Raw genomic sequence first — 25,327 nt, 5'->3', positions numbered from 1 at the left:
TCACTATCTAACTTTGCGTACCCAGTCATGATTCGAAAACTCCTGTCACTTCTCATCTCCTTTGCCGCATCTTCCGTCGCTTTCGCACAACCGGCTCAGTCGTTCGACAACAGCTCCTCGAACCTCATGGTGGTGTTACGGGAGTCTGTTGGTTCGAACAGGCAGGACGAATCGCTGGTGCCAATGGGTAAAACCAAGGTCAAGCTTGCGGACGGCAAGGAAATCGAAATCGAAACGGGATGGTACTCGTACATCGGAGACATGCACGTTCGTTTTGTCTTCGATACACCCACGTCAATGCCGAACGCCTCTCCGAAAGACCTGGAGCGCTTGAGGCTCACGCCGGAGGCCGCGCTCGAGCTTGCGGTCAGCAACATCAAGCGTGTGTATGGAGAGCCCAAGGCGACTCCCTGGAACGATCTCATGCAGGTCAAGGGAACGTCGCCCGATCTCGACAGCAGCTATTTCCTCGACCGGGAGTTTTGGCTGGGTCTGCTCAAACAACATCCTGAAGGTGTTGTTGCCCTCGTTGCGAAGCGTGGTGGGTTACTCTACTCACCCTTGTCGGACCAAAAGGCCGTCGAGGGAATGCGAAAGGGAGTTGAGTATTTGCACTCCAGCAGCGAACGTCTTCGTGTCTCTTCTGCGCTGTATCTTTTCAAGGACGGAAAGTGGTCAGTCTTCCAGGCTCCAGTGGCGAGGTAGTGGAGCGCCGCGTGACGCCTAACCCTTTCAGCGGGAGGGCGTTCAACATTGGGCTTCGCCTGCTGTCGGCCGCCTCTCATGTCAAACGTTAAGCCGCATGAAACGCTTTACCATCACCCTCATCCTTTGTATCGCAGCGTCTGGTGCATCGACCCATCAAGACAGACGACTTTCGCTGTCTTCGGGAGGAGCAATTCCCGAACTGCCTCCCCGGTATGCAGCAACGCGCGTTCAGATCGAGTTCTCGAAGGGCAGAGCAGGAAGGCTCACGAAGCTGACACTAACTTCCGTCGGAAAGAGCACTGTCGTAAAAGGCTGCTTGCTCGAACTTGTCCCTGCCAGTTCGCGGAAAGGAGTTGCCCTGGCTGGGTCCTGGTATCACGACAAGCAATTCCTGCCCGACTACATCCAGGTTCTGTTCAAGACGTCGCCATCACCTCGCGGCCTTCCAGAAGAGCCTGGCGTCTTGTTCCTATTCAGCCTGGAAGACGCACGACTACTTGAGGTCAAGAAGATAGTTCCGCTTCCCCAAGAACACGCGGTCGAGTATCAAGAAATCGCGCTACATGATGGTTGCCCCGGCAAGCCGTAGGCCACGTCGCCGTATGCGGCCTAACCCCTTGCTCAAGCGCCGACGCGCTACGGCAAGCCGTCTCGCCTCCGCGCGTGTCTTTGCTCAAGCGTTAGGCCTCACATGACTATCTGGCGATTCATCTTGCTTGGACTCGCATGGGGCTTGGCCATGTTGGCCTTCTTTCTTTATGATTTTCGAGGCGGTTCGAATCCAGTCCTCACGCTTCTTCTGGTGACGGGCCTATTTTTGATTGGTGGCATCCTGTTTGGTGTTTCCATGTTCCTCTTAACGAAAGTCGCAGCTCGTGTTGCCGGTTTCGACATATCGAAGACTCAAAAGACCAAGCTTGGACTTCGGAACTCGATTCTCATCGCTGCGGGTATCGTGCCTTCTGTGGCAATCATCGGGGTCGTATTCACGCTTCAATACGAATTCTTGTGGGTAGCACTGGCGGCATGCTTGGGGCCCACACTTGTTCTCTTGCCGGGCTCGGCCAAGTCAATCAGTGGCCGATTGCTGTTCGTTCGATGCATTGGTTCGGTGACAGTGGGTGCACTCGCCGCCGCTACAGCCGGTGCATTGTTCATGTCCTTCGAGTTGGCTCCGGTGTTCATGTTGACGTGCGTTGCGTATGCGGCGGCTTGGACTATCGCTCAAGTTATTTCTATATTGGTTCGTCCGCATTTCAGTCAGGAGGCAGGGCAGTGACGGCGAAATCCAACATGTCGCTCGATGCCGACCCACAGCTGCAGAAGGCCGATTCGCCGCGAGTATTGCCGTCCGGTCAGCTCCAACGTTGTCCAGCATCGATCCGCAGCGCAGGCATGCGAACCGAAATGGCATGAGAGCTTCGACCTGGCTTCGGTGCGTTGGCTACTCTGTCGTAGTCATTGCTTTACTGCTGCTTTTGAGGGTTGGCGACCTGTTGCCATTTGACCTTTCTCTTTGGTTTCAAGTTCTCTGGTCTGGCGCTTCGACTCCGCGCTACATGCGTGTCGTTCCCACGAGGGAGTCGAGTATGCTCGCGTGGGGTTTGCTGGCATTTGGCCTCATCCTGATTGCGACGGGTTGGGCGCTAAAGCCGAAACGAGAGGAGAAGTGACTTATGGTGACTTATGCATAACATGTCAATCGACACGGATCCACAACAGCAGGAGGCGGCTTCGCCCCGGGTTTTGGTGGTCCGGTCATCTTCACGTTAGGCTCCTTCTTCCCTACCTCATGCTTGCAAAGCTATTCGCAGCACTCCTGGCACTCTCTGGAGTACTGCTGGTCCTTGTCGGGAGCGCGGCTATCATCCAGGCCGAACCCAACTCACCCATGTTCTTTGGAATGCTATCTGCCATCGTCGCGTTCGGAGTGGGCTGCCTCATCGCCTCCATCGGTGTCTTCAGAATGCGGCGATACGGCTTCGTTTTATGCATTGGCCTGGGCGTAAGTGCCGCCGGCCTCGCGCTTATCGTTTCTGAATCTGCAGGCCAGGGAGTACTCTGGCCAATCTTTGCGTTCATGACGGCCAGCGGCGCTGCCGGCTTGTTTGTAAAGTCAGGCGCCGATGTTGCGGGATGAACCGCGCCGTGACCAAGTGTTCAATTTTCTTGACGGCATATTGCCTTCGCTCTACAGCCTGACAGCTCACGTCGAACTTTCGGCGTCTTTCAGCGTCATCAATTTGCAAGGGAGCTAGTTTTGAACAAAGCATGTGCAGTATCGGCAAGTTTGTTGGCCTTCTTCTCAGTTGAAGCCGCAGCCCAAGCCATACCAATGGAGGAACAGACATTTACTGAATTTGCCGCACAAGCAGTACGGCGCGAGGTTGGCGACACGCCTGTCTCAATAAAGGGGCCACTTACATTGTCGGTTGGCGCCTCGCAGGCCAATCTAGAGAGGGTTTTCGGTTTTTGCCGCTCTAATAATTCTGGTTGCGTATCCGAAATCGACCGGTATGCCAAGGGTGTGGCGCAAGTGCTAAAACAACAGAATGCGCCGGTAGATAAAAGCTCAGTGCGCCTCGTTGTCCGGTCAAGCGAATATATCAAGCGAGCGCAGGAATCTTTGGGTAGTGATGGCCCGACGCTTCAGGCGAAACCACTCGTTGAAGGGCTGGTATCGGTAGCCGTGCTCGATACGCCGCGCGCGGTGAGACCGCTTGATGATCGCGACCTGAGAAAGCTCAACATATCACAGAATCAGCTATTTGAACTTGGTGGTGAGAATCTGCAAGCCACACTGAAACCTCTCGCTGACAGTGCGAAGCCCGTCGGAAACGGGCAGATTGGAGCTATTCCAGGTAGTGTGTATGAGGTCGGCCGCGTCGCCATTCTTTCTCAGTGGGCATCTCTTGCAAATGCTCAGCAAGGTCTCCTTGTTATAGCTCTGCCAACAACGGATATGGTCTTGTACATATCGGAATCCACTCCGTCAGCAATAGATGCGCTTCGGGCGCTCTCCAAAGACACCGCTGCAAAATCATCCAATCCTCTTTCGCCAACCACCGTACTCAAATGGACCGCTGAGCGATGGATGCCAGTGCAGTGAGTGCCAAGGTGGCCGCATCAATGCCTGACCCTTCCATCAAGAGGGCGCACCCCGGCATGCCGGGTCGAGCCGCTCATCTCAAACCTTAGACGTCAAGAGAAAATATGCGCAGTCCCATTGAGCGTTTCAAAACTGTATGGCTCGACGCCAGGAGCCGTGGGTCGTCCAAACACAGGAACGCTGTTTGTGTTTCCACCATCGATGCGGATGGATACCCTAGTTCGCGATTTGTCGATTTGAAGGAAGCGGAAGAGACGGGTTTCGTCTTTTGCACGCATTTGGACTCTGGCAAGGCCCTGGACATCGCTCGCAACCCCAAGACCGGCATTACGCTGTGGTGGGAGCATATCGCCACGCAAGTACGCATCAAAGGCGTTTGTACGGTAATACCGGAACAGGAGGCCGAAGTACATTGGGCTGGCCGTCTGCGGGATGCCCAAATTGCCACAGCGACATTTCAGCAGAGCCGCCCGCTCGCAAGCCTCGAGTCGCTTTCGGATCAATACGGACGCGCCGTGGCTGCGTACGATGGCAAGCCAATCCCTCGCCCCGCGAACTGGGGCGGATTCAGGCTCCAGGCGGAGCACATTGAGTTCCTGGAGTTCAAAGAGAGCCGCCTGCATGCGCGCACGACCTATTCCCGCATTGGTTCCCGCTGGGAGCAAGCGTTCCTGCAACCTTAGGGTATCTCGCCGGGAGTAACCCATCATCTGAGCGGACCGCAACAGCAGGCCACGTGACACCGCGCTGTTAGTTCCGGTTCCGCGCGGCCTGCTGCTACAGTCCACTCAGCTCAAATGTTAGGCCCTAACAATGCCCGATTACGACAACCCCGAAGTTGAAGCCCAGTGGTGTGCAGAGCGCCGTGCTGAAGTATCCGAATACTTGCAACGCGAAGGCTTGGTGCATGGCCGAATCGGCTTAGAGCCTGCGTGGCACCTTGCCCCCTATGTCTCAATTTGGACCGTCGAAAGCCTTGAGAGCCCTGGTTCAGTGGGCTGGTGGGCTATCTCTGGCGATATGCCGAACGACTATGTTTCCTCAAGCAAGGCTGGAACTCCGCGGGAGGCGGTGCATGCCATCGCTTCTCTCTGGCAGGACGCGGCTCGATGCATGGCGCGTGGAGAGCGGCACCCAACGTTGGTCATTGGTACGGGAGAGAACATGGAAGAGCTCGCCCCCATGCTTGCATCGAGGGCCGGGTTACTGCTGGAATGGGCCGATGACCCTGCGGTATGGGAAGAAGATGAGCTTTAACGCGCTTCAAGTTTTTTCTCTAATGACCTCGGTCTGCTCGCATCACAGGCCTGAGCCTTGCTTCGGGTGGGTACACAAACCTTAAGTTCTTCGCATATGCCATCAACAACTCAAGCCCTGTTCATTTTTCTCGCGTGGTCTGGCGTTCAGGCTGTATTGCTTCTTGCGTCGCTACGTTCCAGGCAACCCTTGCCGGAATTGCTCGCAGCTGTAGAGACAGTCGAGCCTTCGATGGCGCCGGCGGAAAAAGGTGACATGGCCAGAGGATTCCTCTGGATCAGCGTTGTCTGGTTCGCCCTGGCCACAACCATTGCGGCGGTTTCTTTCAGTTCGGCATCAAAAGGAAGCCTGTGGGGCCTGGCCGTTTTTACCGCCATAGGTGGCTGGTCGCTCTACGACGCAGCGTCAAGCCCTGTCGTTCTGGGCCGCATGTACCCGGGGAGCATTAAATGGACAAACTGGCTTACAGCTGTGTTGAGCTCAACGGTCTGGTTATTGCTCTTTGTGATGCTGGCCATTCAATGGCTCTCCTGATGCCACCTGGCTCTCATCTCAAACGTCAGGCGTCATGATGACCATTTATGCAACAAGTAAGGTCGTACACGCTGCGCTGAAGCGCGCGCTCAGTCCGTGGTTTACGGCCAACGGCTGGAAGCGGCGGCCCGGTTACTCCTGTGCGTTTATTCGACCTGCCGGGCCGGGTTATTGGTGTCTGTGGTTTCAGGTCAGTTCCTGGGGAGGCCAACTCTCGGGAAGTTCATTCACACTGAATCTGGTTCATCAGGAGTCTGCGGAATCGTCACTCTGCAGTGGGCCAAATGCCCGCGTGCTGCGTACCCTGAGTGCAGCTGATATAGAGCTCGGCTTTTCCATCGCAGCGGAGCTGTCGAAACGCATTCCAGAGCCCGCGGCATCGGATCCAGTACACGAATGGGCAAAACTTCCGGGCTATCAGGGCGAGATGTGGCGCAAGAGAATCGCTGATCTTCAGAAAGTGAATCCTGACGCATGGAAGCCGGATGTCGATGTCTGGCTGCCGTATTACGCGGTGGCTGACCTGGCTCTTTGGGTCGATTTTCTGCTTCCGAGGTTTCCGCACCTTCTGCGCCAGAGCCAAGGGCAGGATTTCACCGCACAATGACGCTCATCATCCATACGCCTCCAACTACCCGGTTCACCCATGGAATCTCCCAAACTCAGAGTCGGTCAACCAATTACGCCTGAACAGTTCGACGAACTCACGGACGCGCAGCTGTCACGGCTCGTTCCCAAGGCGTATCGCGAATTTTTCCCCGGCAAAGATTTTTGTGCCGATGGGTACTTCTATCTTCACGACGGAACTGCCTGGAGCTTTTACCGAGGGGATTTTCTTGATGAATAGTGTTTGCCCGTCGCTGAGTGGCTTGGCAAACCTTTAAGGCGCCACAAATGCCGTTTCACCATAGAAGATGGCTCGTCCTGGTCGCGTTCCAGCTCGCCGTCACGCCGGCCCTGGCCATGGACTTCAATCTCATTGGCGAAACACTGATCATGTCCGGACCGGTTGTTGGCGGCGACGTTGCCCAGCTTAAGGATCAGCTTGCCACGAATCAAGTGAAACTCGTTTTGCTGCACAACAGCCCCGGGGGAGATCTCTGGAATGGGCAAGAACTTGCAAGGCGCATTCGGGATGCAGGCCTCGACACTGCAGTCTCAGGAAAATGCGAGTCCGCATGCGGCCTTGTTTTTCTCGGAGGGGTACACCGCTATTACAGCGACGGCACTCCTCTGGCGAAAACCATGATTGGCCTGCACGGGGCGCACAACAAGGAAACCAAACAGGCGATCCCGCAACTTGGGGCCCGGATGGCCTATCTCATCAGGGAAATGACCGAGAAGAAATTTCCGGACGATCTTCTGGATCGCACCGTCTATCCAAAAGATCCCTCGGATCTCACCTACATCTTTCATCCTGCGCGTTTCAAGGTGGATGGCAAGTCTCGTGGTGTCATGGAATGCAACAAACAGGCGGATGCGACTTTCAAATGCACGATGGTCGACGGCCTGGACGCGATATCTGTCGGGGTGACAACAAGCCCGGAGGTTCTTCGCCTCAGCGAGGAAGTGAAAGCCATGGTTGCAAGACCGTGAGGCGTCGTGCGTGAAAGTGCCTCACACGCTTATTTATCTGCCGCCGCTGATCAGCACGCTATAAGCCTCACGCGTCTCCGGCGACACCGACTCCACCAGTTGCGCATGCGGCGTCTTGTGACGCACCAGCACGCGGGCTGAGGCGATGGCTTTTGATTTGCAAAACCAGTGGCAAGTGTGCTGCATCAGGAAGAGTTCGGCTGACATCGTGAAGGCCTTGGCCTTGGGGCTGAGCCCGGCCGCGTTTTGGGCCACGCGCGCAATACCGGCGGCGTGAATCGCCAGCGCAATGCGCATGTCGAAGCTCATGGCCGGCAGGATCAGGGTCGCAAAGGGAAAGCTGATGGGCAGCCGGCTGACGCGGGCCTCGGGTTCAGGCACCCTGGCAAACTCCGTCGCAAATTTGCTGAACTGTACGGCCAGTTGCGCTTCGGAGTTGGCCAGTTGTTGCCAGATCTGTTCGCGGCGCTCGGGTTCTTTTTCGCCGAGTGCCCGCAGGTAGCCGTCGGCCAGGGTTTCCATGAGTTTTTCAATCTGGTAATTGCCCAGATGGCTGCCCAGCAGCGCTATGCGTTGGCGTTCTTCCCTGGCTTTCAGGAGGTAGGTGCCGATGGCGACAAAGGTCACCAGGAGAAAAAAGTCCATTTCAGTTCCGGTTGCATGTGTCAAGCGCTGGCAAAGATCTTGCCAGCATGGGTTGAGTGTAGTCACGCAACCCTTTCCCGCGCTGACTGCCGCGTAACACCCCTGACCCCTGATTCCCTTCTGTCGTTGATGGTGAAACCGGTGCAACGATTCGTGGGTTCTGCTTACAAAATCACCTGCCTCTCGGCCAATGCCTTGCCCCAGGTCAGCAACCGGTAGCTGCGATGAGCCGGTACGTAGTAGGGGTCACTTTCGACCAGCTCCGCGGCACGCGCCCTGGACGCAACCTCCATGACCCAGAGGCCTCCTACAAAGCTTTCGCCAGGTGCTTCACGCAAACCGCCTGCGATAAGAATTTCATCCTGGTGTTGCCGAAGATAGGCAAGATGAAGGGGTTCACGCTCCTGCCGGATCGCCAGCATGGCGGGTGTGTCGTCAAATAGGGCTATCCAGCGCATTGGGCCATCCTGATTGAAGTGATGAATGAAGTGATGAAGATGAGGGGCTGGGGGGCTGTGAGATTCACGATGAGGGTTGTTTGCCCTTGCCGGGAGCCTTTGACGGCTTGGCAGCGCGCACCTTGCCGCCCTGGCTTCCCGCCGCGGCTTGCCTTAAGCCTGCCAGGGCGGGTTCCAGTACTTTCATGTCTGCGTTGGCCGCGTAGACGGCATAAGCGGGGTACAAAAACTCCGGTTTGCCTGGCACGCGAAACAGGCGACCTTCCTTGATGTGGTTGCGCACCACGTTTTGCCGGAAATAACCGGCACCGCCCACCGCAAGCAGGTACTCCAGCCCCAACGGCCCCAGGCTGGAGGAGACCCCGACACTGGAAAGCTCCGGGAACGCCAGGCTGTGCTGAGCCGAGAATTCGCGCCCCCAGTCCACGTAGACGTAGTCGGCGGGCTGCGGCATCTCGAGCCTGGGCGAGGTGGTGACCAGCACCAGCTTTTCTTCGATCAGCAGTTCGATCCTGAGGCCGGGGCGCTGCCGCGGTGCATAGGCAATGACGATGTCCAGGGTTCCGTGGGCCACGCGTTCCAGCAGGTCTTCTGCAACGCCCACCTCGGTGCGAAGCGCCAGATCGGGTGCGTTTTTTCGCATCCAGAACAGCCAGTCGAGCATCAGCGGTTGCCAGAGGCTGATTTCACAGCCAACGGTCACCAGCGCGCGGCGCCCGGGTGGCACGGCCATCTGGTGGCGGGCGCGCTCCCAGACTTGCACCAGCGTCATGGCGTGCCGTACAAACTGCTCGCCTGCGGGTGTGAGCGACGCGCCGGCCTTGTTCCTGACGAAGAGCGTGCGTCCCAGCAGGTCCTCCAGCGTTTTCACACGAGCGCTGACCGCGGTCTGGGTGACATGCAGCCGTTCTGCGGCCTGGACAAAGCTGTGGCAGGACACGATTTCCAGGAAGGTGCGGGCGAGGTTGATATCCATGGCGTGTCTCCCATTTGTCCGGCCTTAGAGGCCGTGCTCTAAATGCAATTTTTCTGCATTCAAACGCAATATAAGTCGTTTTACTTTTATACTCGTAAACCCTATATTCTCGTCACGACCTCTGTTTTGGCAATCGTTGCCGCTCACGTCACTTCGAAAGGACCTTCCATGACACGCACCGCATTTTTCACTGAGCCCGCTTCCGCCAACGCCTCTGTCGGCGGTCGTTCGTTGCAGGCTTCTTCCTCGTTTTCTTCCTTGCTGCGCAAGGTGATGGATGCTGCGCAATTTCTGCTGCCCGGTGCACCATCTGTCGCCGCAGCGCCTGGCCAGCCCTACCCATGGTTGGCGGCCAATATCCGCCGCAACATGAGCCCGCGTGCCCAGCGCCTGATCCGCGCCGACTATTGATCCCTTTGGGCGCTGCGCCGCAACTGCGGTCGGCGCCGGTCTGGCGCTACATCTTCAGGCGCTGCGCATACCCCGTCATCTCCAGGTAACCCATTCCCGCGCGCTTGCCGTTGCTGTCGATCAGCTCGCTCAAGCCTTCCCAGTAAATCGCACCCGTCGACTGGCGGCTGTCCAGCTCCTGGTTGTCGATGACGGCGCGCACGGTATAAAAATCGGCCGGTGTTCGCACGATCCATTCCACCGGGTAGGTGGCTTGTGTCAGCGGGCTTTTCCAATAGCGCACGGGTTTAAAAATCACCTCGCCGCGGCTGAAGGTGTAAAGCCCTCCTTTGGCTGAGCGGAACGAGCCGCCATCCCACAGCGTGTTGCCGTCTTTGCCCCGCAGCCTGAAAGCGGTGAGGGCGCTGCCGTCCAGCAGGTTCATGCCTATCCAGTCCCAGCCCATGGCGTCTGAATGCAGGATCTCTTCGCTCCACTCGTGGTCCAGCCAGGCTGTTCCGGTGACGGCAAAGTTTTTCCCTTTGACTTGCAGGTTGCCGCGCATGGCGAGCTGCGGCTGGCTATAGTAGTAGCTGGCCTGCTTTTCGTCAGGCCCTTTGCGCGACAGGCCTTTGTTGCCCTGCAGCAGCACGCCCTGCGTTTCTTCGAACTGCAGCTTGAGTGCAAAGTCGCTGGCCGGCAGCTCAGCGGTGTACCTTGCGCCTTCGGCTTTCAGGGACCAGTCGCGCAGCTTGACGGCCATGTCCTTCTCGCTGGCCATTGCAACGCCAAAACCTTCCCGTGCGATGCGCTGGTCGTGCCAGAGTTTGTTGCCCTGCACATCGGTGATGGCGGCATGCGCAAAAACCAGCTGCCTTGCGGCGAATTTTGACGACATGCCCTGCGTATCGTCCACGCGTGAACGGAAAAAGGTCAGCTGAAAGCCGAAGAGGCGCCCACCCGCTGCACCACCCGCAGCGCTGGCCGTGGCCTGGCCGGTGATGTACCACCACTCGGTGCGAAAGCCGGGATGGGCACCGCGGTCGCGTGGGAACGCCAGTGTTTTGGCCGGCAGGGCGTGGGCTTCCAGGCCAGCCAGGCTCGCCAGGCCGGCCGCGCCTCCCAGCAACAGCTGGCGTCTTGGCAAACCGGCGGGCAGGGGCGGGCGCATGCAGGCTCCGGGGTTCTTCAGGCCGGCACCGGCCGCATCAAGCGGTTGATCTGCTCGTTCGCTGCCGTGCAGTCCCCCATTTTTTCAGCGACCCAGCTGGCGTTGTAGTACGTGGGCAGGTAACGCTCGCCGGAGTCGCACAGCAGCGACAGGATAGAGCCCTGTTCTCCGCGCGGCAGCATTTCATGCGCCAGTGTGAGCATGCCCACCAGGTTGGTGCCGGTCGAAGGCCCGACCCTGCGGCCCAGCAGCTGCGACAAGGCCTGCATGGCGGCCAGCGAGTCCACGTCGGCCACTTCCACCATGCGGTCTATCACCGTGCGGATAAAGCTGGCTTCCACGCGCGGGCGGCCAATGCCTTCAATGCGCGAGCCTGCGCCGGTGAGGCCGGCATCGCCGGTGCGGTGATAGGCGCTGAAAACAGACCCCATCGGGTCAGCCACGCACAGCTGGCTGCCGTGACGCTGGTAGCGCACGTAGCGCCCGATGGTGGCGCTGGTGCCACCCGTGCCGGCGCCCACCACAATCCAGCGTGGCACCGGGTGCCGCTCGCGGGCCATCTGGCTGAACATGCTTTCGGCGATGTTGTTGTTGCCGCGCCAGTCGGTGGCGCGTTCGGCATAGGTGAACTGGTCCATGTAGTGTCCGCCGGTCTCGAGCGCCACCTTGCGCGCTTCGTCGTACACCTGCACCGCGCTTTCCACCCAGTGGCAGCGCCCGCCATAGAACTCAATCTGCGCCACCTTCTCGGGCGAGGTGCTGCGCGGCATCACCGCGACAAAGGGCAGGCCCAGCAGCCGCGCGAAGTAGGCTTCGCTGACTGCGGTGGAGCCACTGGACGCTTCAACGACAGTGGAGTTCTCGTGGATCAACCCGTTGCACAGCGCATACAAAAACAGCGAACGTGCCAGCCGGTGCTTGAGGCTACCGGTGGGATGGGTGGATTCGTCCTTGAGGTAAAAATCAATGCCGCGCGCAGCGAACTCCGGCAGCGGCAGCGGAATCAGGTGCGTGTCGGCGCTGCGCAGGTAGTCGGCCTCAATGCGGGCGATGGCGGCGCTGAGCCAGGAGCTGCTGGAAGTCTGGAGGGAAGTCATTGCCTGATTCTCGCAGCAAGACCTGTTGGCGTAAAACGTCTTTTACCGGCTTGCCGGCCGGCGCAGGGGCTTCAGCGCCATTCCCAGTGGCGGGGCCCAAGGTCATTCATCAGGCCGGGAATTTCACTGCGGCCAATGCCGATGTCATTGAGCTGGTGGTCGTTCATCAGCCGCAGCTCATTCAGGTTCCGTCGCCTCTGCGCGTTTTTGCGCAGGGCGGCCAGAAACCTTTGGCCCAGCTCTGTGACTGGAAAGCTGGGCAGGGCTCCCGGAAAAATTCTCATTGTCTTCGTCAGCATTTCGCGCACTCCTGGTAGGAAGTGCCCTATGGTGCTAAAAATCATGATATTGTGGAAGTTGAATTTTCTGATCGAAATTATCAGGATTACTGATAGATACACTTCCATGCGCGAACTGAACCTGGACCAATTAAGAACGCTGGTGGCCATTACCGACCTGGGCACCTTTTCTGCCGCAGCGCAGGGCCTGCACCTGGCGCAGCCCACCGTGAGCCTGCATGTGAGCGAGCTTGAAAGCCGTTTGGGCACGCCGCTGGTGGTGCGCGGCGGTCGGCGCGTTGAGCCCACACCGGCAGGCGCCGTGCTGGTTGAGCGGGCCCGCCGCCTGCTGCGCGACGCCGACGATGCGGTCGATGCGGTGAAGCGCCACGTCGAGGGCCGCACAGGCCGGGTCCGGCTGGGCACCACCACCGGCGTGCTGGTGTACTTTTTGCCGCAGGTGCTCAAGGCCATGGAGCAAGCCCACCCCGACATCGATGTCGAGGTCAGTATTCTTGGTTCCGCCGACACGCTGCAGCGATTGCTGGACGGCACGCTCGATGTCGGCCTGGTCGCCACACCGCCGCCTGCGCAGCGCGGCATGGTGATCACCCACTGGCGCAGCGACCCGATGATGGCGTTTGTACCCAAGCGCTGGAAGGCACCCAAACATGCCACGCCCGCATGGCTGGCCACCCGCCCGCTGATCTTCAACGAAACCCCGACCCACATGTACCGCATGACCATGGCCTGGTTTGCCGACGCGGGCTTCACGCCGCGCGCACGCATTGAGCTCAACTACTCAGAGGCCATCAAGAGCCTGGTGGCCGCCGGTTACGGCGCTGCGGTGCTGCCGAGGGAACAGTCGCTGGAAGAATCCAACGTGCGGCATGACGTGCAGCTGGTGCCGCTCAAGCCCGCACTGACTCGCCACACGGCCATGGTCCACAGGCCGCTCGATACGCTCGACGGCGCCACCCGCAACCTGCTCAAGACACTGGCGAGTTTTCGGCAGGCCTGAGCAGGGGCGTGGCCGCGACAACGGGACGCTGCTGACGGCACTCAATTTCGCCTTTTTTTCAGAGTTCACAAAAAAAGTTGCGCCAGGATGTCGATTGGGGACTATCCCGAACGTCGTGAGGTAGGTGACCGGTCAATCGCATGTCCGGCATCAACAAAACACTCAACCAGGCATCTCAGCAAAAGGAGAAACCACCATGACCCTTCCGACGACCCCTACCATGACGGCCTTTGAGCGTTCGCCCGACCGCGGCCGTGGGCTGGCGCGTGACATGCGCGTTCGCTGGGCGCTTGAAGAAGTGGGGCAGCCTCACGAGGTTCGTCTTGTTTCGTTTGCGGCGATGAAGGAGCCCGCGCATCGCGCGCTTCATCCTTTCGGGCAGATTCCGACCTATGAAGAAGGTGATCTCGCGCTGTTCGAGTCAGGGGCCATCGTGTTCCATATTGCTGAGCGCCATAAAGGCCTGCTGCCAGACGATGCAAATGCCCGCGCTCGCGCCGTCGCATGGATGTTTGCCGCGCTCAACACGGTAGAGCCGCCCATCATTGACCGCTCAATGGCGGTGCTCTTCGAGCGTGACAAGCCCTGGTATGCGGACCGCCTGCCCGCCCTTGAGGACAGCGTCCATGCGCGGCTGGGCGACCTTTCCAGCCGGCTGGGCAATTCCGACTGGCTTGACGGTGCATTCAGCGCAGGAGACCTGCTGATGGTGACGGTGCTGCGCAGGGCGGCCGTATCGGGGCTGCTGGAGAAATACCCGAACCTTTCGGCCTATGTGGCCCGTGGTGAAGCGCGGCCAGCGTACCAGCGTGCTTTTGATGCGCAATTGGCGGTTTTCACTGGCGGGTCATCGGCCGCCTGAGGAGGGTCAGCCTTTGGGGCCGGTTGTTTTACGGGCTGATGAGAAAAAGCGCTTCCGTTTGGGTCATTGCCGACACTGCAGCAAGCTCATTTTATCTTGGAAAAGTATTCCCAGAATCTTCCGGTGTGGATCCAGTAGAGCGTTGGGCTTAAAAAATGCAGGTGTTGCGCTGTTTCTTCACCGATGCGGCCAAACACAACAACCATGCTTGTTTCTGACTTCCAAATAACCCGATACGGTGTGACGGACTTGGCGTCCTCGAACATCGAGGTGAAGCGTGTTGGAGTGAATAGCAACTCTGTCTTGCCGAGTGTCCGAAGCATAATCGCCTGAAACTCTATAGAGCCTGGGGGATGCTTACCCCATCCGTCAACGGTCAACCCTTTGTCAGAGCGCCAACGGCCCAGCAACCAATCGGCGGGGCCGGAGGAAGGCGTTTTGGATGGCATCGATTGAGGTGACGAATTTCGACTTCTGGCCAAAAGCGGCCATCCGCTTTATAGCATCAGGCTCTACTTTCACACCCCGCAATGCGACGCGAGAGTTCGGAGCTGCGGGCCAGGAAGAAGCGATGCAGCTCGCGGGCATAGCCGCTGCCCACCGCTTGCTGGACAGAGGGACGCGCAGCGAGAGCGGCGCGCCAGGCCTGCACTTTTGGCAAATGTTCAAAGAATCCTGTTTCGCCCACGTCGTCCAGCACATCGAAATAACGAAACACCGGACCAAACACCGCGTCCACCATGCTGAAGGATGCTCCGGCGAAATAAGGGCCTCGATCCGGCAACACCGCCTCAAGCTGGGCAAGCCGGCGCCCAATATCTTCACGGTGCCGCGCCAGCGACGCCGCATCGGCCGCGTTGTAGAACGCGCCTATCGCATTGAGCAAGGCAGATCCGAACTCCATCCAGGCACGATGCTGTGCGCGCTTGAGGGCATCCGCGGGATGCAGGCGTGGCAACAGGGTGTCGTCCAGGTATTCGCAGATCACGGCCGATTCAAAAATCGCATCGTCATCTACCCGTAGCACCGGCGTCTTGCCCAGCGGCGAGATCGCCTTGAACCAGTCGGGCTTGTTGGCGAGGTCGACGTTGATTCGCTCGAAGGCGACGCCTTTTTCCGCGAGCACGATGGCTGCGCGCTGCACGTAGGGGCACAGGGTGTGGCTGATGAGGGTGAGCTTCATGGTGATGTCTTTCAGCGCAGATCAGCGCAGCACCAGCAGGCGGCTGCGGCGCGCGGCCCAGGCGCCGTCACCCAGCAGCCATTGGGCGAGCGAGGCGACCAGCAGAAAGAGCGGGTATTCCCAGCCGCCCTTGGGGCTGGTAAACACCCAGCCGTTGGGCCAGTGCACCCAGACGACCACCAGCAGCACCGGCGCCAGCAGCAGCGATGCCTGGCGGCCATAAAAGCCCAGCAGAAGCGCCGCGCCGCCGGCCAGCTCCACTGCCACGACAACGTAGGCCATGAAGCCGGGCAGGCCGACCGATTCAAAAAACAGCGCCGTGCCGGGCAGGGTGAAGACGAAGATTTTGAGCAGCGCGTGGGTGACCCACATGGTGCCAAGGGCCAGGCGCAGCAGGGTGGCGCCGTGGCTGGCGCTGGAGGTTTCGGAGGTTTCGATGGTCATGGTGTAAAGCCCGGCGAAGGGCGTAGCGTTGAAGGAGCCGCCACTTTACGATTGCAAAAATACAATGTAAATTGGCAATCATGAAACCATCTATTGCAAAAACGCAATACGCGCTGACGGCCTCTGACCTGGAAATTTTGCTGGCCATGGTGCGCGGCATGACGCTGGCCGAGGCCGCGCGGCGGCTGGGCGCGGATGCGTCCACGGTGTTCCGCTCGGTGCAGCGCATCGAAAAAAATCTGGGCCAGCGGCTGTTCGAAAGGTCGCGCCTGGGCTACCTGCCCACAGAGCCCATGCTGGGCCTGGTGCCGCATGCGGAGCGCGTGGAGGCCGAGCTTGAAGCGGTGCGCGCCAGCATGCAGCGGCCGCATGAAGGCGTTTCAGGCCTGGTGCGCCTGACCACGACTGACGCGGTATTGCGCGGGCTGGTGCTGCCTTCGCTCAAGCCGCTGCTGGCGCAGCATCCGCTGCTGCAGCTGGACATGCGCACCGGCAATGAACTCGTGAGCCTGAGCCGGCGCGACGCGGACCTGGCGCTGCGTGCAACACGCAAGCCACCCGACCACCTGGTGGGCCGCAAGCTTGGCACCGTGCGCTTTGTGCTGTGCGGGTCCAAAGCGCAAGCGAAGATGGCGTCGTCCAAAAAAATCCCCTTGCTTGATGCGCTGGCGAAACTGGACTGGATAGCGCCTGATGAATCGCTTCCGGAACACCCCTCGGTGCTGTGGCGGCGCAAGCAGTTGCCCAAGGTCACGCCGCGGCATTATGCGGACGGCATTGTGGCGGTGATGGATGCGATCAAGGCGGGGTTGGGGGTGGGCATTGTGCCGCGCTTCATGCTGGCGGGAGAGCCCGGGCTGGTGCCGCTGGCGGACACCCTGGCCGACTGCGAGTCAGACCTGTGGCTGCTGGCGCACGCGGAGTCGCGCCACCTGCGGAGAATTTCCGTGGTGTATGACCACTTTGCAAACAGCATCAGGCTGGCCTGATGCGGCGGGCCCCGGCGTCAAAACGCTGAAGTCCGGAAGACGACTTCCCCGCTGGGAACGTGCACGACGCGCACTTCCTGTCGCGTGGGGTCGGCCACACTTTTCACGGCCACCGCCACGGCCAGCGAATAGTCGGCGAAAAGATGGTTCGAGCTCGACGGCAGCAGGCTGCCTTCGGCCGGATCGACATTTTCAATGCGGTAGTCGTGCGGCGGTGCTTTAGCAGGTCTCATGATGCAAGCCCTCTCTGGTGAATGCCTCCATGGTAGGAGTTCATCCCGGCGCTGTGATGACAATCGCGCGTCAAAAACGTGACCATGAGTAAGCAAACGAAAACGCCTTTCGGCGTGGTCGCCTGCATTGGAGAAAGCTAAAGATGGGAAGGCGGCAGGTGTTGCACCATGCAGCGCGCAGGCCTTGAATTCATTGGCCAACCCGCAGAGCGCCTCGTATCAAGATGTACAGCACGATAAACACGATGAGACGAGGCTCGCAGGGGAAGCGGCCATTGCCTGGCAGGCAGCAATTCTCAGTGCAGGTCGCGCCTGGGATCGCGGTCGGAGAGCTCCAGGTTTTTCATCTCGACGGCCACCGACTTCAGCATGTCGAGCGCGGTCTCCGGCGTTTGCACAATGCCCAGCCAGCCGAACAGGTGGTGGCGCAGGAACAGCAGGATCTTGCCGGTCAACGGGTCGCAGGCAACCCAGTGCCGCGGGCTGTAGCTGGGCTCCAGCGCACTCAACGGTGGGCAGTCCAGCGGGTAGGGTGGGTCCATGTCGGCGCGCAAGCCGGCAAGGCTGGCGACGAGTTCTTCGAGTTCTTCGGCCTGCAACCTCAGGGGCTGGTTGAGTGCCAGGGTCACGCTGCCGTCGTCATTGCGGGTGAGCTGCAAGCCGTGGGACGGCCGGGAGGAGGCATGCCGTGAGAACTTGCCCGTCGGGTTCGCGTTGGCGCCGGTCAGGGGGCTGGTGTTGGTGGTCATCGCGTTCTCCGCAGGCATTTGAAAGAGAAAAAAGGGCGTGGGAGACAAGGGCTGGCAAAACACCTGCGCACTTGACGGCCACCGCATGAGTCACAGTGTGATGCCGGGAGCGGCCGGATGGCGTCGGAAACCGGCCTCCACGCCTGTAGGACGGTGCACGGGGGGGCTGCCCCTTGCCCGTGCGCATCCTTTCGCGGCAAATGCCGCAAAGGGGCAAGGCTTACCAGTCTTCTTTCACCGCCAGCACGGCGTCCCGGCCTGCGGCCGCGCGGCCCGCCAGCCAGGCCGTCACGGTGCCGGCCACCACCACCGCGGCGCACAGCAGGGCCAGGCGCAGCCAGGGCACCATCAGGTCCATGGTCCAGTGAAAGCTTTGCGGGTTCACCACGTACACCAGTACGGTCGATACCGCGAGCCCCAGGGCCAGCCCCGCAAGCGCGCCTATCACCGTCCAGGCTGCGCCTTCGCCGGCCACCACGGCCAGGATTTGCCGGCGTGTCAGCCCGAGGTGCGCCAGCAGGCCAAACTCCTTGCGGCGTGCCAGCACCTGGGCGCTGAAGCTGGCGGCCACGCCGAAAAGGCCGATGGCGATCGCCACGCCCTGCAGCCAGTAGGTGACGGCAAAACTGCGGTCAAAAATCCGGAGCGATGTGGCGCGCAGCTGGCTGACGGAGGCCAGCTCCAGCAGCGCGCCGGCACCGGACTGCTGTTCGGCAAGGCCGCGCACGGCCTGCTGCACCTGGCTGTCGCTGGCGCCTTCCTTCAGCCACAGCGCGAGGTCGTTGGTGCGCCGGTCGCCGGTCAGGCGTTCGAAGTCCGCATGGGCCATGGCGATGGCGCCGAACTGGCGTGCGTAGTCGCGCCAGACGCCCGCCACATAAAACACGGGCGTTTCGGATCCCACCTTGCTTGCTATTAAATCAGGAGCAGATCGCGCAGATCCTGATTGGTCTAGAGCCATAAAAGCTTGTGAAAGTGGGCGAAAGACGGTGCCTGGGCGTGCCGCGTACAGGTCCACCATCGGCTCGCTCACGTAGATGCCGATGTGCCCGGGCGGCACCGGCAATGCCTGGCCCACCAGCGGCAGCGCGGTGGCCGGGTTGTCCAGCGGGCGGGCGATCAGGGTGACGCTGGGCCTGGCGGTATCCAGCAGCAGCTGCGTGGTGCGCAGGCTGCCCACCCGCGCCACGCCGGGCAGGCGGCCCAGCGCATCCACAAACTCCGGCGAGAAATACGCCGTATCGCTGGCGGAGGTTCCCAGCGCCGTGCGCACATACAGGTCTGCCGGCAGCACCACGTCCAGCCATTGCGTTACAGACTCGCGAAAGCTGGTCACCATCACCGTGAGCGCCACGGCCAGGCTCAGTGATGCCACCACGCCGCTCACGGCCACCGCGGCGCTTTCGCGCACGCGGCGCGCACGCTCCACGGCCAGCAGCGGCAGCAGCCGGTGGGCGACCCAGGGGCTGAGCCGGTTGTAGATCAGCGAAATCAGCCAGGGCAAGGCGGTGATGCCGCCGACCAGCAGCAAGCCCACCGACACGTAGGCCGCCAGTGGAATGCCAAACAGCGGTGGAACCAGCGCCAGCAGAGCGCCGGCAGCTATCAAAATGATACTGAACCAGTGGCCGCTGCCGGTGCCTGCCGCGGCGCCGAGGCCCTTGAGGGTTTGCGCGGGCGGCAGTTTTTGCGCCGCACGAGCCGGCCACCAGCCGCCCACGCCGGCGGCGGCAATTCCCAGCGCGCCGTAAGTGAGTGCGGCCCAGCCGTTCCATTGCAGGGTAGGTGCGACGCCGGAAAAGTAGCCGCCCCCCAGGTCCCCGCCCAGCAGCCGCAGCGCCAGCGCAGCCAGGCCGGAGCCCAGCGCGATGCCCAGCACGCTGCCGGCCACGCCCAGCAGCAGCGACTCGGCCAGCACCAGCTGCAGGCGTTCGCGGCCCGTGAGGCCCAGCACGCCCAGCAGCGCGAATTGCTGCGCGCGTTTGGCCACGCTCAGCGAGAGCACCGAAAACACCAGGAAGGCGCCTGTGAACAAGGCCACCAATGCCAGCACCGTCAGGTTGACGCGGTAGGCGCGCGACAGGTTGCTGACGCGTTCGGCCGCATCGCCCGGCGCCGTGGCGGTGATGTTGGACGGCAGCTGCAGCGACTCGATCACACGGCGCGCATCGGCGCCGGCGCTGAGCCTGAGGTCGATGCGCGAGAGTTGTCCGGCCTTGCCGAAGAGTTCTTGCGCGGCGGCAATGTCCATCACGGCCAGGGGCCCGCCACCGGCGCCGACGCTGCCGGCCACAGAAACCCTGCGCAGTTCAAGGCCGCTTTGCAGGCGCAACTCCGGCGAGTGCAATGCTTGCTGCGCGGCGGGGTTCAAGAACACCTTGCCAGGCGCAAACAGGGCGAAGCGTCCCGCGTCGGAAGACGGCACCGGCATCAGCGACGGCGCGATGGCGGCCACCGCCAGCGCGTCGATGCCGATGATGCGCAGCGGCAGGCGGCCGGTGGGGGAGGTGCCGTCCAGCGCATACGTGCTGATTTCAAGCACCGGGCTGGCCAGCGCGACTTGCGGATGGTTGGCCACGCGCGCGTACACCGCCTCGTCAAAGCTGCCCTGCACGGCACGCAGCTCCAGGTCGGGTTGACCGTTGACCGCGCGCACCGCCTGTGAGAACTCACTGAGTGCCGACGCATTGATGAGCTGTACTGAAAACGCCAGGGCCACGCCCAGCATCACGGCCACTACGGCGGCGGCGTTGCGCCAGGGGTGGTGTTGCAATTCCCGCCAGGAGAAGCTTGAGAGCAGGGCGCGCATGCGCTCATTGTGCCTTTCAGCGCCGCAGCGAAATCAGGCCCTGGGCAGATGAACGAACCCGCCATCTGTATCGGTACAGAATCAGGCTTTCTGGCTCTGTCGGGAAAACGCCTGGTCATTTAAGCTTGCGGTCTTCCGGATGCCCTGGACCCGGATCTTTCTGATTTCTCACCCGGAATGAAAGCGTATTCACCATGCAACTCCCTACCTACGACGACGTCACCGCCGCTGCCGCGCGGCTTGAAGGCCATGCGCACCGCACGCCCGTGTTGCGGTCCAGTACGGCCGATGCCCGCTGGGGCGCGAATTTCTTTTTCAAATGTGAAAACTTCCAGCGCATGGGCGCTTTCAAGTTTCGCGGCGCCTTCAATGCGCTGTCGAAGTTCGACGCGGCGCAGCGCCGGGCCGGTGCTATCGCGTTTTCGTCAGGCAACCATGCGCAGGCGATGGCGCTTTCGGCGAGGCTGCTCGGTATGCCCGTGGTCATCGTGATGCCCAAAGATGCACCCGCTGCCAAGCTGGCCGCCACGCAGGGCTATGGCGCGGAAGTGGTGCTGTACGACCGCTTCACCGAAGACCGCGAGGCCCTGACGAAACGGCTCGCCACCGAACGCGGCATGACCTTGATCCCGCCTTATGACCACCCCGACGTGATCGCCGGCCAGGGTACGGCAGCGAAAGAGCTGATCGAAGAAACCGGCCCGCTGGACCGTCTCTACATATGTCTGGGCGGCGGCGGGCTTACCAGCGGCTCGGCGCTTGCAGCCCGCGCCCTGTCGCCGCAGTGCAAGGTCTATGGTGTCGAGCCTGAAGCGGGGAACGACGGCCAGCAGTCGCTGCGCGCAGGCCGCATCGTGCATATTGAAACGCCAAAAACCATTGCCGACGGCGCACAAACCCAGTACCTGGGCGAGTACACCTTTGCCATCATCCGGCGCGATGTGGACGACATCCTCACGGTAAGCGATGCGCAGCTGGTCGAGTCCATGCGCTTTTTTGCCGAACGCATGAAGATGGTGGTGGAGCCGACAGGCTGCCTGGCGTTTGCCGGGGCATGCGCCGCGCTGCAGGCCAACCCTGCCGCACCGGGTGAAAAGGTGGGCGTCATCATCAGCGGCGGAAATGTTGATTTGAAGCGCTACGCGGAGTTGCTCGCCCAGGCCTGAGCAAGGGGGGGCAGCTTACGGAAGAATTCCGTCGGCGCTCAGATGCAGCCGGCGATCAGCGCGGGCGGCTGCGGCTTCCGAATGGGTGACCAGCACCAGCGAGGCGCCGTGTTCGCGGGTCTGGGCAATCAGCGCATCCATTACTTTGGCGGCCGTCGTTGGGTCCAGGTTGCCGGTGGGTTCATCGGCCAGCAGCAGGCTGGGCCGGTGTACCAGGGCACGGGCAATCGCCACGCGCTGCAGCTGGCCGCCGCTGAGTTGCTGGGGCAGCCGCCCGCCCATGCCCGACAGGCCGACCGCATCCAGCAGTGACTGCACGCGCGCGTCGTCCGGCTCGCCGAGCAGCAGCAATGGCAGGGCCACGTTCTGCGCGACATCCAGGTGCGGCAGCACATGAAAGGCCTGAAACACAAAACCCACATGGCGGCGGCGTAGCAGCGCACGCTCGTCGTCGGTCATGGTGCCCAGGTCCTGGCCGTTCAGCAGCACGGTGCCTTCGTCCCAGGTGTCGAGTCCGGCCATGCAGTTGAGCAGCGTTGATTTGCCGACGCCTGATTCGCCGATGATGGCGACGAACTCGCCGGGCTCAACATCCAGCGTGACATGGCTGAACACGGCGGTTGTGCCGTAGCGCTTGGCGAGGTTCCTGAGTTGAAGGCTCATGTCGTCTGCCCAACAGAAGCGTCAACCAGTGCAAGCACCTGCTGCAACGCATCGGCCGCATCGCAGGCCACGACCTGGCGCTGCGGCATGGAGCGCAGCCAGGTGATCTGGCGCTTGGCCAGCTGGCGCGTGGCGAAAATGCCTTTGTCGCGCAGCTCGGCCAGCGGGTAGTTGCCGTCCAGTGCTTCCCACGCCTGGCGGTAGCCGACGCAGCGCATCGAAGGCAAGTCGGGGTTGAGGTCGCCGCGTGCGCGCAGGGCTTTCACTTCGTCCATAAACCCGCCGGCCAGCATGGCGTCGAAGCGTTGGGCAATACGCTCGTGCAGCCAGCTGCGGTCTTGAGGTTCAAGGGAAATAAGGGCTGTAGCCATTGATGGCTGTGCGCCAGCAGCTATGGTTTTTGTAGCGTTTTGCTGGTGGAAGAACGACAGCGGCTGGCCTGACACGCGGAAAACCTCCAGCGCACGCGAAATGCGCTGCGAATCGTTCGGTGCGAGCCGGGCGGCGGTGACCGGGTCCACCCGGGCGAGTTCGGCATGCAGAGCCGGCCAGCCGTTGGCGGCTGCTTCGTCGGCTATCACGGCGCGCGCGGCGGGGTCGGCTTTGGGCATGTCGTCCAGCCCGTCGAACAGCGCCTTGAAGTACAGCATGGTGCCGCCCACCAGCAGCGGCAGTTTGCCGCGTCCGCGGATGTCTTCCATCAGCCGGTTGGCGTCGGCCACAAACTCGGCCGCGCTGTAGGCGTGCAGCGGGTCGCGGATGTCAATCAGGTGATGCGGCACAGCGGCCAGCTCGGCCGCTGTGGGCTTGGCAGTGCCGATGTCCATGCCGCGATAGACCAGTGCGGAATCGACGCTGATGATTTCCACCGCGTGGCGCTGTGCAATCGCCATGGCGGCGGCGGTTTTGCCGGAGGCCGTCGGTCCGGCCAGTGCGATGCCGCGCATGTCAGGCCCTGGCTGCGGCCTCATGGGCAGGCTCTCCGTATTTCTGGATCACGGTCCAGGCCGTGGCGGCGATCAGCGCGCTCCAGAACCAGACGCCGTTGGTCAGCGGCCGCACCGTGCCGTCCATGTGGGTTCCCAGCCAGCCGCCCATGCCGAAGGCCACGACCATCATGAGAAATCCGTTGAGGGCCGAGGCAGCGCCCGCCGCCTGGGGGAAGGGACTAACGGCGCCGCTCTGCCCGCAGGGCTGGTGCACGCCATGCCCCAGCATGAACAGGTAGTAGGGCAGCATGATGGCCCAGACGTTCTGGATGCCGGCCCAGGCCAGCACGCCCATCAGGGTTCCGCCGGCCAGTGTGAGGCACGCGGCCACGGCCACCGAGCGCCGCACGCCAAAGCGCGGCAGCAGCCGACGGCAGATGAAGGTGCCGGTGAGGTAGCAAAAACACATCGAAAACATGATGAGGCCGTAATGTGTTTTGGTCAGGCCCAGCACCTTGATAAACACGAACGACGAGGTGGCCAGAAAGGTGAAGAGGCCGCCGTAGGAGGCCGCGGTCAACACCGAAAACGCCAGGAACGTGGGGTTGCGAAGAATATGGACCCAGGTGCGCAGCAGTGTGGCCGGCTGCAGCGCACGCGGGTTTTTCTGTGCCAGGGTTTCTTCAAACCGCAGTGAGATGAGGGCCAGCGTGGCCGCGCCGAACACGGCCAGCGCCATCAGGGCCATGCGCCAGCCGAAAAGCTCCGACAGCAAGCCGCCCAGCGGTGCACTGATGCAGGCCAGCACGCCCAGGCCGCTCAAGCCTTTGGACATGGCGCGGGCGCCTTCAAGCGGCTGGTACAGGTCGCGCACGATGGCGCGCGCGCACATCACTGCAGCGCCCATGGCGGCGCCCTGCACGATGCGCCAGGTGATCAGCAGTGTCATCGACGATGCGAGCGTGCTGCCGACGGAAGCGAGGGTGTAGGCGCACAGGCCCCAGAGCAGGATGGGACGGCGGCCGAAGCGGTCCGACAGCGGGCCCCAGATCAGCTGGGAGGTACCGAAGGCCAGCAGCAGGGCGCTGAGCGTGAGCTGCGCCTGCGACATCGGCGCGCCGAAACCTTCAGTCAGGGAGGGGAGGGCGGGCAGGTAGAGGTCGGTCGTGACCGGCTGGATGCCCAGCAGCATCGACAGGACCAGCACCACCATGCCGGGCGACATGGCAGGCGCCGCGGTCTTCGAAACAGGAACATCCATTGAGCTGAGCGTATCAGACAAAACGCCTGCTGCATCGCGGTACTGGCATGGCCCGAGGGGCCGTTTCCAGAATCAATTCAGGACCCGGAAGAAGGGGGCAGAGGGAGCAGGCGGTCCAGGCCGGTGATTTTTGCGTGCTGCAGCAGCATGATGGTCTTGGCGTCTTCAATGGCGCCGCTGCGCACCATGGCCAGCGCTTCTTCCAGTTGCAGCTCGATCACCTCGATGTCTTCACCTTCATGGGCGATGCCGCCGCCTTCTCCTGCCCGGTCTGAACTTTCGTAGGAGGCTACGAAGAAATGCAACTTTTCAGTGACCGAACCCGGGCTCATGTAGGCCTCGAACACCTTGTGCGGCGCCTGGATGCGGAACCCGGTTTCTTCGGCTGCTTCGCGGCGGATGCAGGTCTCGGGGTCGTCGCCATCGAGCAGTCCGGCGCAGGCCTCGATGAGCATACCGTCGGCGCAACCATTGACCCAGGCCGGCAGCCGGAACTGCCTTGTCAGCACCACGGTTTGCCGCCGGACGTTGACAAGAAGGATCGCTGCGCCGTTGCCGCGGTCATAGACCTCGCGTGTCTGCTGCTGCCACGTGCCGCCGCGGCGGCGCAACTCGATGGTGAGTTTGCGCAACACATACCAGTTGTCGGACAGGCGTTCATCGCCGAGCACGCGCACGTGTGGTGCGGGCGGTGGAATCAGGAAGGAAGGGCGCATTCGGATTGGTTGATTTCGTGTAATATCGTGCATTATTATGAAATTTCGTGCAATTGTCCAGCTTCACGCCAGATAGAAACCGG

At 61.4% G+C, this 25,327-nt stretch carries 32 protein-coding genes; 16 read left to right on the top strand and 16 right to left on the bottom strand.

Annotation, left to right across the window (positions count from 1 at the left end; genetic code table 11):
• Positions 1-27: 27 nt before the first annotated feature.
• The 11 genes from AC1DWQ_RS19980 to AC1DWQ_RS19930 all read left to right on the top strand — a co-directional run bounded on the left by AC1DWQ_RS19980 (position 28) and on the right by AC1DWQ_RS19930 (position 7,204).
• Complete coding sequence (locus AC1DWQ_RS19980) at positions 28-705, top strand: DUF1444 domain-containing protein (protein WP_477671182.1); 678 nt, start codon at positions 28-30, stop codon at positions 703-705.
• Between the two features lie 97 nt (positions 706-802).
• The gene (locus tag AC1DWQ_RS19975) at positions 803-1,297 is read left to right on the top strand and encodes a hypothetical protein (RefSeq protein WP_477671181.1); all 495 of its coding nucleotides are present in this window, start codon (positions 803-805) and stop codon (positions 1,295-1,297) included.
• Positions 1,298-1,399: 102 nt separating this feature from the next.
• Positions 1,400-1,987 (top strand): hypothetical protein, encoded by a 588-nt coding sequence (locus AC1DWQ_RS19970; protein WP_477671180.1) that lies wholly within the window; start codon positions 1,400-1,402, stop codon positions 1,985-1,987.
• A gap of 513 nt (positions 1,988-2,500) precedes the next feature.
• Positions 2,501-2,848, top strand: a complete 348-nt coding sequence (locus tag AC1DWQ_RS19965) for a hypothetical protein (RefSeq protein ID WP_477671179.1) — start codon at positions 2,501-2,503, stop codon at positions 2,846-2,848.
• Positions 2,849-2,968: 120 nt separating this feature from the next.
• Entirely contained in the window at positions 2,969-3,817 is an 849-nt protein-coding gene (locus tag AC1DWQ_RS19960) for a DUF1444 domain-containing protein (protein WP_477671178.1), read from the top strand.
• Positions 3,818-3,921: 104 nt separating this feature from the next.
• Entirely contained in the window at positions 3,922-4,500 is a 579-nt protein-coding gene (locus AC1DWQ_RS19955; protein WP_477671177.1) for a pyridoxine/pyridoxamine 5'-phosphate oxidase, read from the top strand.
• A gap of 130 nt (positions 4,501-4,630) precedes the next feature.
• Positions 4,631-5,074 carry a DUF4826 family protein gene (locus AC1DWQ_RS19950; RefSeq protein ID WP_477671176.1) on the top strand — a complete coding sequence of 148 codons (444 nt, stop codon included), beginning with the start codon at positions 4,631-4,633 and terminating at the stop codon, positions 5,072-5,074.
• A 96-nt stretch (positions 5,075-5,170) separates the two neighbouring features.
• Complete coding sequence (locus tag AC1DWQ_RS19945; RefSeq protein WP_477671175.1) at positions 5,171-5,608, top strand: hypothetical protein; 438 nt, start codon at positions 5,171-5,173, stop codon at positions 5,606-5,608.
• A 34-nt stretch (positions 5,609-5,642) separates the two neighbouring features.
• Positions 5,643-6,215, top strand: a complete 573-nt coding sequence (locus AC1DWQ_RS19940; RefSeq protein WP_477671174.1) for a hypothetical protein — start codon at positions 5,643-5,645, stop codon at positions 6,213-6,215.
• Between the two features lie 39 nt (positions 6,216-6,254).
• Entirely contained in the window at positions 6,255-6,455 is a 201-nt protein-coding gene (locus AC1DWQ_RS19935; RefSeq protein ID WP_477646891.1) for a hypothetical protein, read from the top strand.
• A gap of 47 nt (positions 6,456-6,502) precedes the next feature.
• Positions 6,503-7,204, top strand: a complete 702-nt coding sequence (locus tag AC1DWQ_RS19930; RefSeq protein WP_477671173.1) for a hypothetical protein — start codon at positions 6,503-6,505, stop codon at positions 7,202-7,204.
• A 33-nt stretch (positions 7,205-7,237) separates the two neighbouring features.
• Here AC1DWQ_RS19930 and AC1DWQ_RS19925 read toward each other — a convergent pair whose 3' ends face one another.
• The 3 genes from AC1DWQ_RS19925 to AC1DWQ_RS19915 all read right to left on the bottom strand — a co-directional run bounded on the left by AC1DWQ_RS19925 (position 7,238) and on the right by AC1DWQ_RS19915 (position 9,283).
• Entirely contained in the window at positions 7,238-7,849 is a 612-nt protein-coding gene (locus tag AC1DWQ_RS19925) for a hypothetical protein (protein WP_477671172.1), read from the bottom strand.
• A gap of 164 nt (positions 7,850-8,013) precedes the next feature.
• The gene (locus AC1DWQ_RS19920; protein WP_477671171.1) at positions 8,014-8,307 is read right to left on the bottom strand and encodes a YciI family protein; all 294 of its coding nucleotides are present in this window, start codon (positions 8,305-8,307) and stop codon (positions 8,014-8,016) included.
• 64 nt (positions 8,308-8,371) lie between these two features.
• On the bottom strand, positions 8,372-9,283 hold the full coding sequence (locus tag AC1DWQ_RS19915) for a LysR family transcriptional regulator (RefSeq protein ID WP_477671170.1): 912 nt from the start codon (positions 9,281-9,283) through the stop codon (positions 8,372-8,374).
• Positions 9,284-9,451: 168 nt separating this feature from the next.
• Here AC1DWQ_RS19915 and AC1DWQ_RS19910 point away from each other — a divergent pair, with 168 nt between their 5' ends.
• Positions 9,452-9,694: a hypothetical protein gene (locus AC1DWQ_RS19910; RefSeq protein ID WP_477671169.1), complete on the top strand. Its 243-nt coding sequence runs from the start codon at positions 9,452-9,454 to the stop codon at positions 9,692-9,694.
• Between the two features lie 46 nt (positions 9,695-9,740).
• On the opposite strand, the gene AC1DWQ_RS19905 is transcribed toward AC1DWQ_RS19910, so the two are convergent.
• The 3 genes from AC1DWQ_RS19905 to AC1DWQ_RS19895 all read right to left on the bottom strand — a co-directional run bounded on the left by AC1DWQ_RS19905 (position 9,741) and on the right by AC1DWQ_RS19895 (position 12,348).
• The gene (locus AC1DWQ_RS19905) at positions 9,741-10,844 is read right to left on the bottom strand and encodes a lipocalin-like domain-containing protein (RefSeq protein WP_477671168.1); all 1,104 of its coding nucleotides are present in this window, start codon (positions 10,842-10,844) and stop codon (positions 9,741-9,743) included.
• A 17-nt stretch (positions 10,845-10,861) separates the two neighbouring features.
• On the bottom strand, positions 10,862-11,941 hold the full coding sequence (locus tag AC1DWQ_RS19900; protein ID WP_477671167.1) for a PLP-dependent cysteine synthase family protein: 1,080 nt from the start codon (positions 11,939-11,941) through the stop codon (positions 10,862-10,864).
• A 71-nt stretch (positions 11,942-12,012) separates the two neighbouring features.
• A complete protein-coding gene (locus AC1DWQ_RS19895; protein ID WP_477671166.1) occupies positions 12,013-12,348 on the bottom strand; it encodes a DUF1127 domain-containing protein in 336 nt (111 codons plus the stop codon).
• Here AC1DWQ_RS19895 and AC1DWQ_RS19890 point away from each other — a divergent pair.
• Together AC1DWQ_RS19890 and AC1DWQ_RS19885 are read left to right on the top strand one after the other, a co-directional pair.
• Entirely contained in the window at positions 12,347-13,240 is an 894-nt protein-coding gene (locus AC1DWQ_RS19890; protein ID WP_477671165.1) for a LysR family transcriptional regulator, read from the top strand. The two genes, AC1DWQ_RS19895 and AC1DWQ_RS19890, sit on opposite strands and share 2 nt — an antisense overlap.
• 196 nt (positions 13,241-13,436) lie before the next feature.
• The gene (locus tag AC1DWQ_RS19885) at positions 13,437-14,102 is read left to right on the top strand and encodes a glutathione S-transferase family protein (RefSeq protein WP_477671164.1); all 666 of its coding nucleotides are present in this window, start codon (positions 13,437-13,439) and stop codon (positions 14,100-14,102) included.
• A gap of 86 nt (positions 14,103-14,188) precedes the next feature.
• Here the strand turns inward: AC1DWQ_RS19885 and AC1DWQ_RS19880 are convergent, their stop codons facing one another.
• The 3 genes from AC1DWQ_RS19880 to AC1DWQ_RS19870 are packed head-to-tail and all read right to left on the bottom strand — an operon-like array spanning position 14,189 to position 15,729.
• On the bottom strand, positions 14,189-14,551 hold the full coding sequence (locus tag AC1DWQ_RS19880; RefSeq protein ID WP_477671163.1) for a hypothetical protein: 363 nt from the start codon (positions 14,549-14,551) through the stop codon (positions 14,189-14,191).
• Positions 14,552-14,607: 56 nt separating this feature from the next.
• On the bottom strand, positions 14,608-15,285 hold the full coding sequence (locus tag AC1DWQ_RS19875; protein WP_477671162.1) for a glutathione S-transferase family protein: 678 nt from the start codon (positions 15,283-15,285) through the stop codon (positions 14,608-14,610).
• Positions 15,286-15,306: 21 nt separating this feature from the next.
• On the bottom strand, positions 15,307-15,729 hold the full coding sequence (locus AC1DWQ_RS19870; RefSeq protein WP_477671161.1) for a DoxX family protein: 423 nt from the start codon (positions 15,727-15,729) through the stop codon (positions 15,307-15,309).
• A gap of 80 nt (positions 15,730-15,809) precedes the next feature.
• Between AC1DWQ_RS19870 and AC1DWQ_RS19865 the strand changes: the two genes are divergently transcribed.
• Positions 15,810-16,718 carry a LysR family transcriptional regulator gene (locus tag AC1DWQ_RS19865; protein WP_477671160.1) on the top strand — a complete coding sequence of 303 codons (909 nt, stop codon included), beginning with the start codon at positions 15,810-15,812 and terminating at the stop codon, positions 16,716-16,718.
• 17 nt (positions 16,719-16,735) lie between these two features.
• Here AC1DWQ_RS19865 and AC1DWQ_RS19860 read toward each other — a convergent pair whose 3' ends face one another.
• From AC1DWQ_RS19860 to AC1DWQ_RS19850, 3 genes are all read right to left on the bottom strand, one after another.
• Positions 16,736-16,951: a hypothetical protein gene (locus AC1DWQ_RS19860; RefSeq protein WP_477671159.1), complete on the bottom strand. Its 216-nt coding sequence runs from the start codon at positions 16,949-16,951 to the stop codon at positions 16,736-16,738.
• A gap of 296 nt (positions 16,952-17,247) precedes the next feature.
• Entirely contained in the window at positions 17,248-17,700 is a 453-nt protein-coding gene (locus tag AC1DWQ_RS19855) for a hypothetical protein (protein ID WP_477671158.1), read from the bottom strand.
• A gap of 220 nt (positions 17,701-17,920) precedes the next feature.
• A complete protein-coding gene (locus AC1DWQ_RS19850) occupies positions 17,921-20,509 on the bottom strand; it encodes an ABC transporter permease (RefSeq protein ID WP_477671157.1) in 2,589 nt (862 codons plus the stop codon).
• Between the two features lie 194 nt (positions 20,510-20,703).
• Here AC1DWQ_RS19850 and AC1DWQ_RS19845 point away from each other — a divergent pair, with 194 nt between their 5' ends.
• Complete coding sequence (locus AC1DWQ_RS19845; RefSeq protein ID WP_477671156.1) at positions 20,704-21,675, top strand: threo-3-hydroxy-L-aspartate ammonia-lyase; 972 nt, start codon at positions 20,704-20,706, stop codon at positions 21,673-21,675.
• 15 nt (positions 21,676-21,690) lie between these two features.
• Here the strand turns inward: AC1DWQ_RS19845 and AC1DWQ_RS19840 are convergent, their stop codons facing one another.
• The 4 genes from AC1DWQ_RS19840 to nudK form a co-directional block, all read right to left on the bottom strand.
• Positions 21,691-22,338, bottom strand: a complete 648-nt coding sequence (locus tag AC1DWQ_RS19840) for an ABC transporter ATP-binding protein (RefSeq protein ID WP_477671155.1) — start codon at positions 22,336-22,338, stop codon at positions 21,691-21,693.
• Complete coding sequence (gene miaA / locus AC1DWQ_RS19835) at positions 22,335-23,309, bottom strand: tRNA (adenosine(37)-N6)-dimethylallyltransferase MiaA (protein ID WP_477671154.1); 975 nt, start codon at positions 23,307-23,309, stop codon at positions 22,335-22,337. The genes AC1DWQ_RS19840 and miaA overlap by 4 nt, the downstream gene beginning before the upstream one ends.
• The gene (locus tag AC1DWQ_RS19830; protein ID WP_477671153.1) at positions 23,287-24,528 is read right to left on the bottom strand and encodes a multidrug effflux MFS transporter; all 1,242 of its coding nucleotides are present in this window, start codon (positions 24,526-24,528) and stop codon (positions 23,287-23,289) included. Before AC1DWQ_RS19830 ends, miaA begins: the two co-directional genes overlap by 23 nt.
• A 77-nt stretch (positions 24,529-24,605) precedes the next feature.
• On the bottom strand, positions 24,606-25,244 hold the full coding sequence (gene nudK / locus AC1DWQ_RS19825) for a GDP-mannose pyrophosphatase NudK (RefSeq protein ID WP_477671152.1): 639 nt from the start codon (positions 25,242-25,244) through the stop codon (positions 24,606-24,608).
• Between the last annotated feature and the right edge of the window lie 83 nt (positions 25,245-25,327).

This window comes from Polaromonas sp. P2_G11 (assembly GCF_056403595.1).
This window is presented reverse-complemented; position numbering and strand designations above follow the sequence as displayed.

Excerpts from the sequence above, each read along its gene's own strand:
- AC1DWQ_RS19850 (WP_477671157.1), bottom strand. The coding sequence starts at position 20,509 with ATGCGCGCCCTGCTCTCAAGCTTCTCCTGGCGGGAATTGCAACACCAC.
- AC1DWQ_RS19965 (WP_477671179.1), top strand. The coding sequence starts at position 2,501 with ATGCTTGCAAAGCTATTCGCAGCACTCCTGGCACTCTCTGGAGTACTG.
- AC1DWQ_RS19975 (WP_477671181.1), top strand. The coding sequence starts at position 803 with ATGAAACGCTTTACCATCACCCTCATCCTTTGTATCGCAGCGTCTGGT.
- AC1DWQ_RS19940 (WP_477671174.1), top strand. The coding sequence starts at position 5,643 with ATGATGACCATTTATGCAACAAGTAAGGTCGTACACGCTGCGCTGAAG.
- AC1DWQ_RS19880 (WP_477671163.1), bottom strand. The coding sequence starts at position 14,551 with ATGCCATCCAAAACGCCTTCCTCCGGCCCCGCCGATTGGTTGCTGGGC.
- AC1DWQ_RS19900 (WP_477671167.1), bottom strand. The coding sequence starts at position 11,941 with ATGACTTCCCTCCAGACTTCCAGCAGCTCCTGGCTCAGCGCCGCCATC.
- AC1DWQ_RS19935 (WP_477646891.1), top strand. The coding sequence starts at position 6,255 with ATGGAATCTCCCAAACTCAGAGTCGGTCAACCAATTACGCCTGAACAG.
- AC1DWQ_RS19910 (WP_477671169.1), top strand. The coding sequence starts at position 9,452 with ATGACACGCACCGCATTTTTCACTGAGCCCGCTTCCGCCAACGCCTCT.
- AC1DWQ_RS19905 (WP_477671168.1), bottom strand. The coding sequence starts at position 10,844 with ATGCGCCCGCCCCTGCCCGCCGGTTTGCCAAGACGCCAGCTGTTGCTG.
- AC1DWQ_RS19830 (WP_477671153.1), bottom strand. The coding sequence starts at position 24,528 with ATGGATGTTCCTGTTTCGAAGACCGCGGCGCCTGCCATGTCGCCCGGC.
- AC1DWQ_RS19930 (WP_477671173.1), top strand. The coding sequence starts at position 6,503 with ATGCCGTTTCACCATAGAAGATGGCTCGTCCTGGTCGCGTTCCAGCTC.
- nudK (WP_477671152.1), bottom strand. The coding sequence starts at position 25,244 with ATGCGCCCTTCCTTCCTGATTCCACCGCCCGCACCACACGTGCGCGTG.
- AC1DWQ_RS19950 (WP_477671176.1), top strand. The coding sequence starts at position 4,631 with ATGCCCGATTACGACAACCCCGAAGTTGAAGCCCAGTGGTGTGCAGAG.
- AC1DWQ_RS19915 (WP_477671170.1), bottom strand. The coding sequence starts at position 9,283 with ATGGATATCAACCTCGCCCGCACCTTCCTGGAAATCGTGTCCTGCCAC.
- AC1DWQ_RS19890 (WP_477671165.1), top strand. The coding sequence starts at position 12,347 with ATGCGCGAACTGAACCTGGACCAATTAAGAACGCTGGTGGCCATTACC.
- AC1DWQ_RS19885 (WP_477671164.1), top strand. The coding sequence starts at position 13,437 with ATGACCCTTCCGACGACCCCTACCATGACGGCCTTTGAGCGTTCGCCC.
- AC1DWQ_RS19865 (WP_477671160.1), top strand. The coding sequence starts at position 15,810 with ATGAAACCATCTATTGCAAAAACGCAATACGCGCTGACGGCCTCTGAC.
- AC1DWQ_RS19970 (WP_477671180.1), top strand. The coding sequence starts at position 1,400 with ATGACTATCTGGCGATTCATCTTGCTTGGACTCGCATGGGGCTTGGCC.
- AC1DWQ_RS19845 (WP_477671156.1), top strand. The coding sequence starts at position 20,704 with ATGCAACTCCCTACCTACGACGACGTCACCGCCGCTGCCGCGCGGCTT.
- AC1DWQ_RS19920 (WP_477671171.1), bottom strand. The coding sequence starts at position 8,307 with ATGCGCTGGATAGCCCTATTTGACGACACACCCGCCATGCTGGCGATC.
- AC1DWQ_RS19945 (WP_477671175.1), top strand. The coding sequence starts at position 5,171 with ATGCCATCAACAACTCAAGCCCTGTTCATTTTTCTCGCGTGGTCTGGC.
- AC1DWQ_RS19860 (WP_477671159.1), bottom strand. The coding sequence starts at position 16,951 with ATGAGACCTGCTAAAGCACCGCCGCACGACTACCGCATTGAAAATGTC.
- AC1DWQ_RS19925 (WP_477671172.1), bottom strand. The coding sequence starts at position 7,849 with ATGGACTTTTTTCTCCTGGTGACCTTTGTCGCCATCGGCACCTACCTC.
- AC1DWQ_RS19875 (WP_477671162.1), bottom strand. The coding sequence starts at position 15,285 with ATGAAGCTCACCCTCATCAGCCACACCCTGTGCCCCTACGTGCAGCGC.
- AC1DWQ_RS19855 (WP_477671158.1), bottom strand. The coding sequence starts at position 17,700 with ATGACCACCAACACCAGCCCCCTGACCGGCGCCAACGCGAACCCGACG.
- miaA (WP_477671154.1), bottom strand. The coding sequence starts at position 23,309 with ATGAGGCCGCAGCCAGGGCCTGACATGCGCGGCATCGCACTGGCCGGA.
- AC1DWQ_RS19840 (WP_477671155.1), bottom strand. The coding sequence starts at position 22,338 with ATGAGCCTTCAACTCAGGAACCTCGCCAAGCGCTACGGCACAACCGCC.
- AC1DWQ_RS19955 (WP_477671177.1), top strand. The coding sequence starts at position 3,922 with ATGCGCAGTCCCATTGAGCGTTTCAAAACTGTATGGCTCGACGCCAGG.
- AC1DWQ_RS19895 (WP_477671166.1), bottom strand. The coding sequence starts at position 12,348 with ATGGAAGTGTATCTATCAGTAATCCTGATAATTTCGATCAGAAAATTC.
- AC1DWQ_RS19870 (WP_477671161.1), bottom strand. The coding sequence starts at position 15,729 with ATGACCATCGAAACCTCCGAAACCTCCAGCGCCAGCCACGGCGCCACC.
- AC1DWQ_RS19980 (WP_477671182.1), top strand. The coding sequence starts at position 28 with ATGATTCGAAAACTCCTGTCACTTCTCATCTCCTTTGCCGCATCTTCC.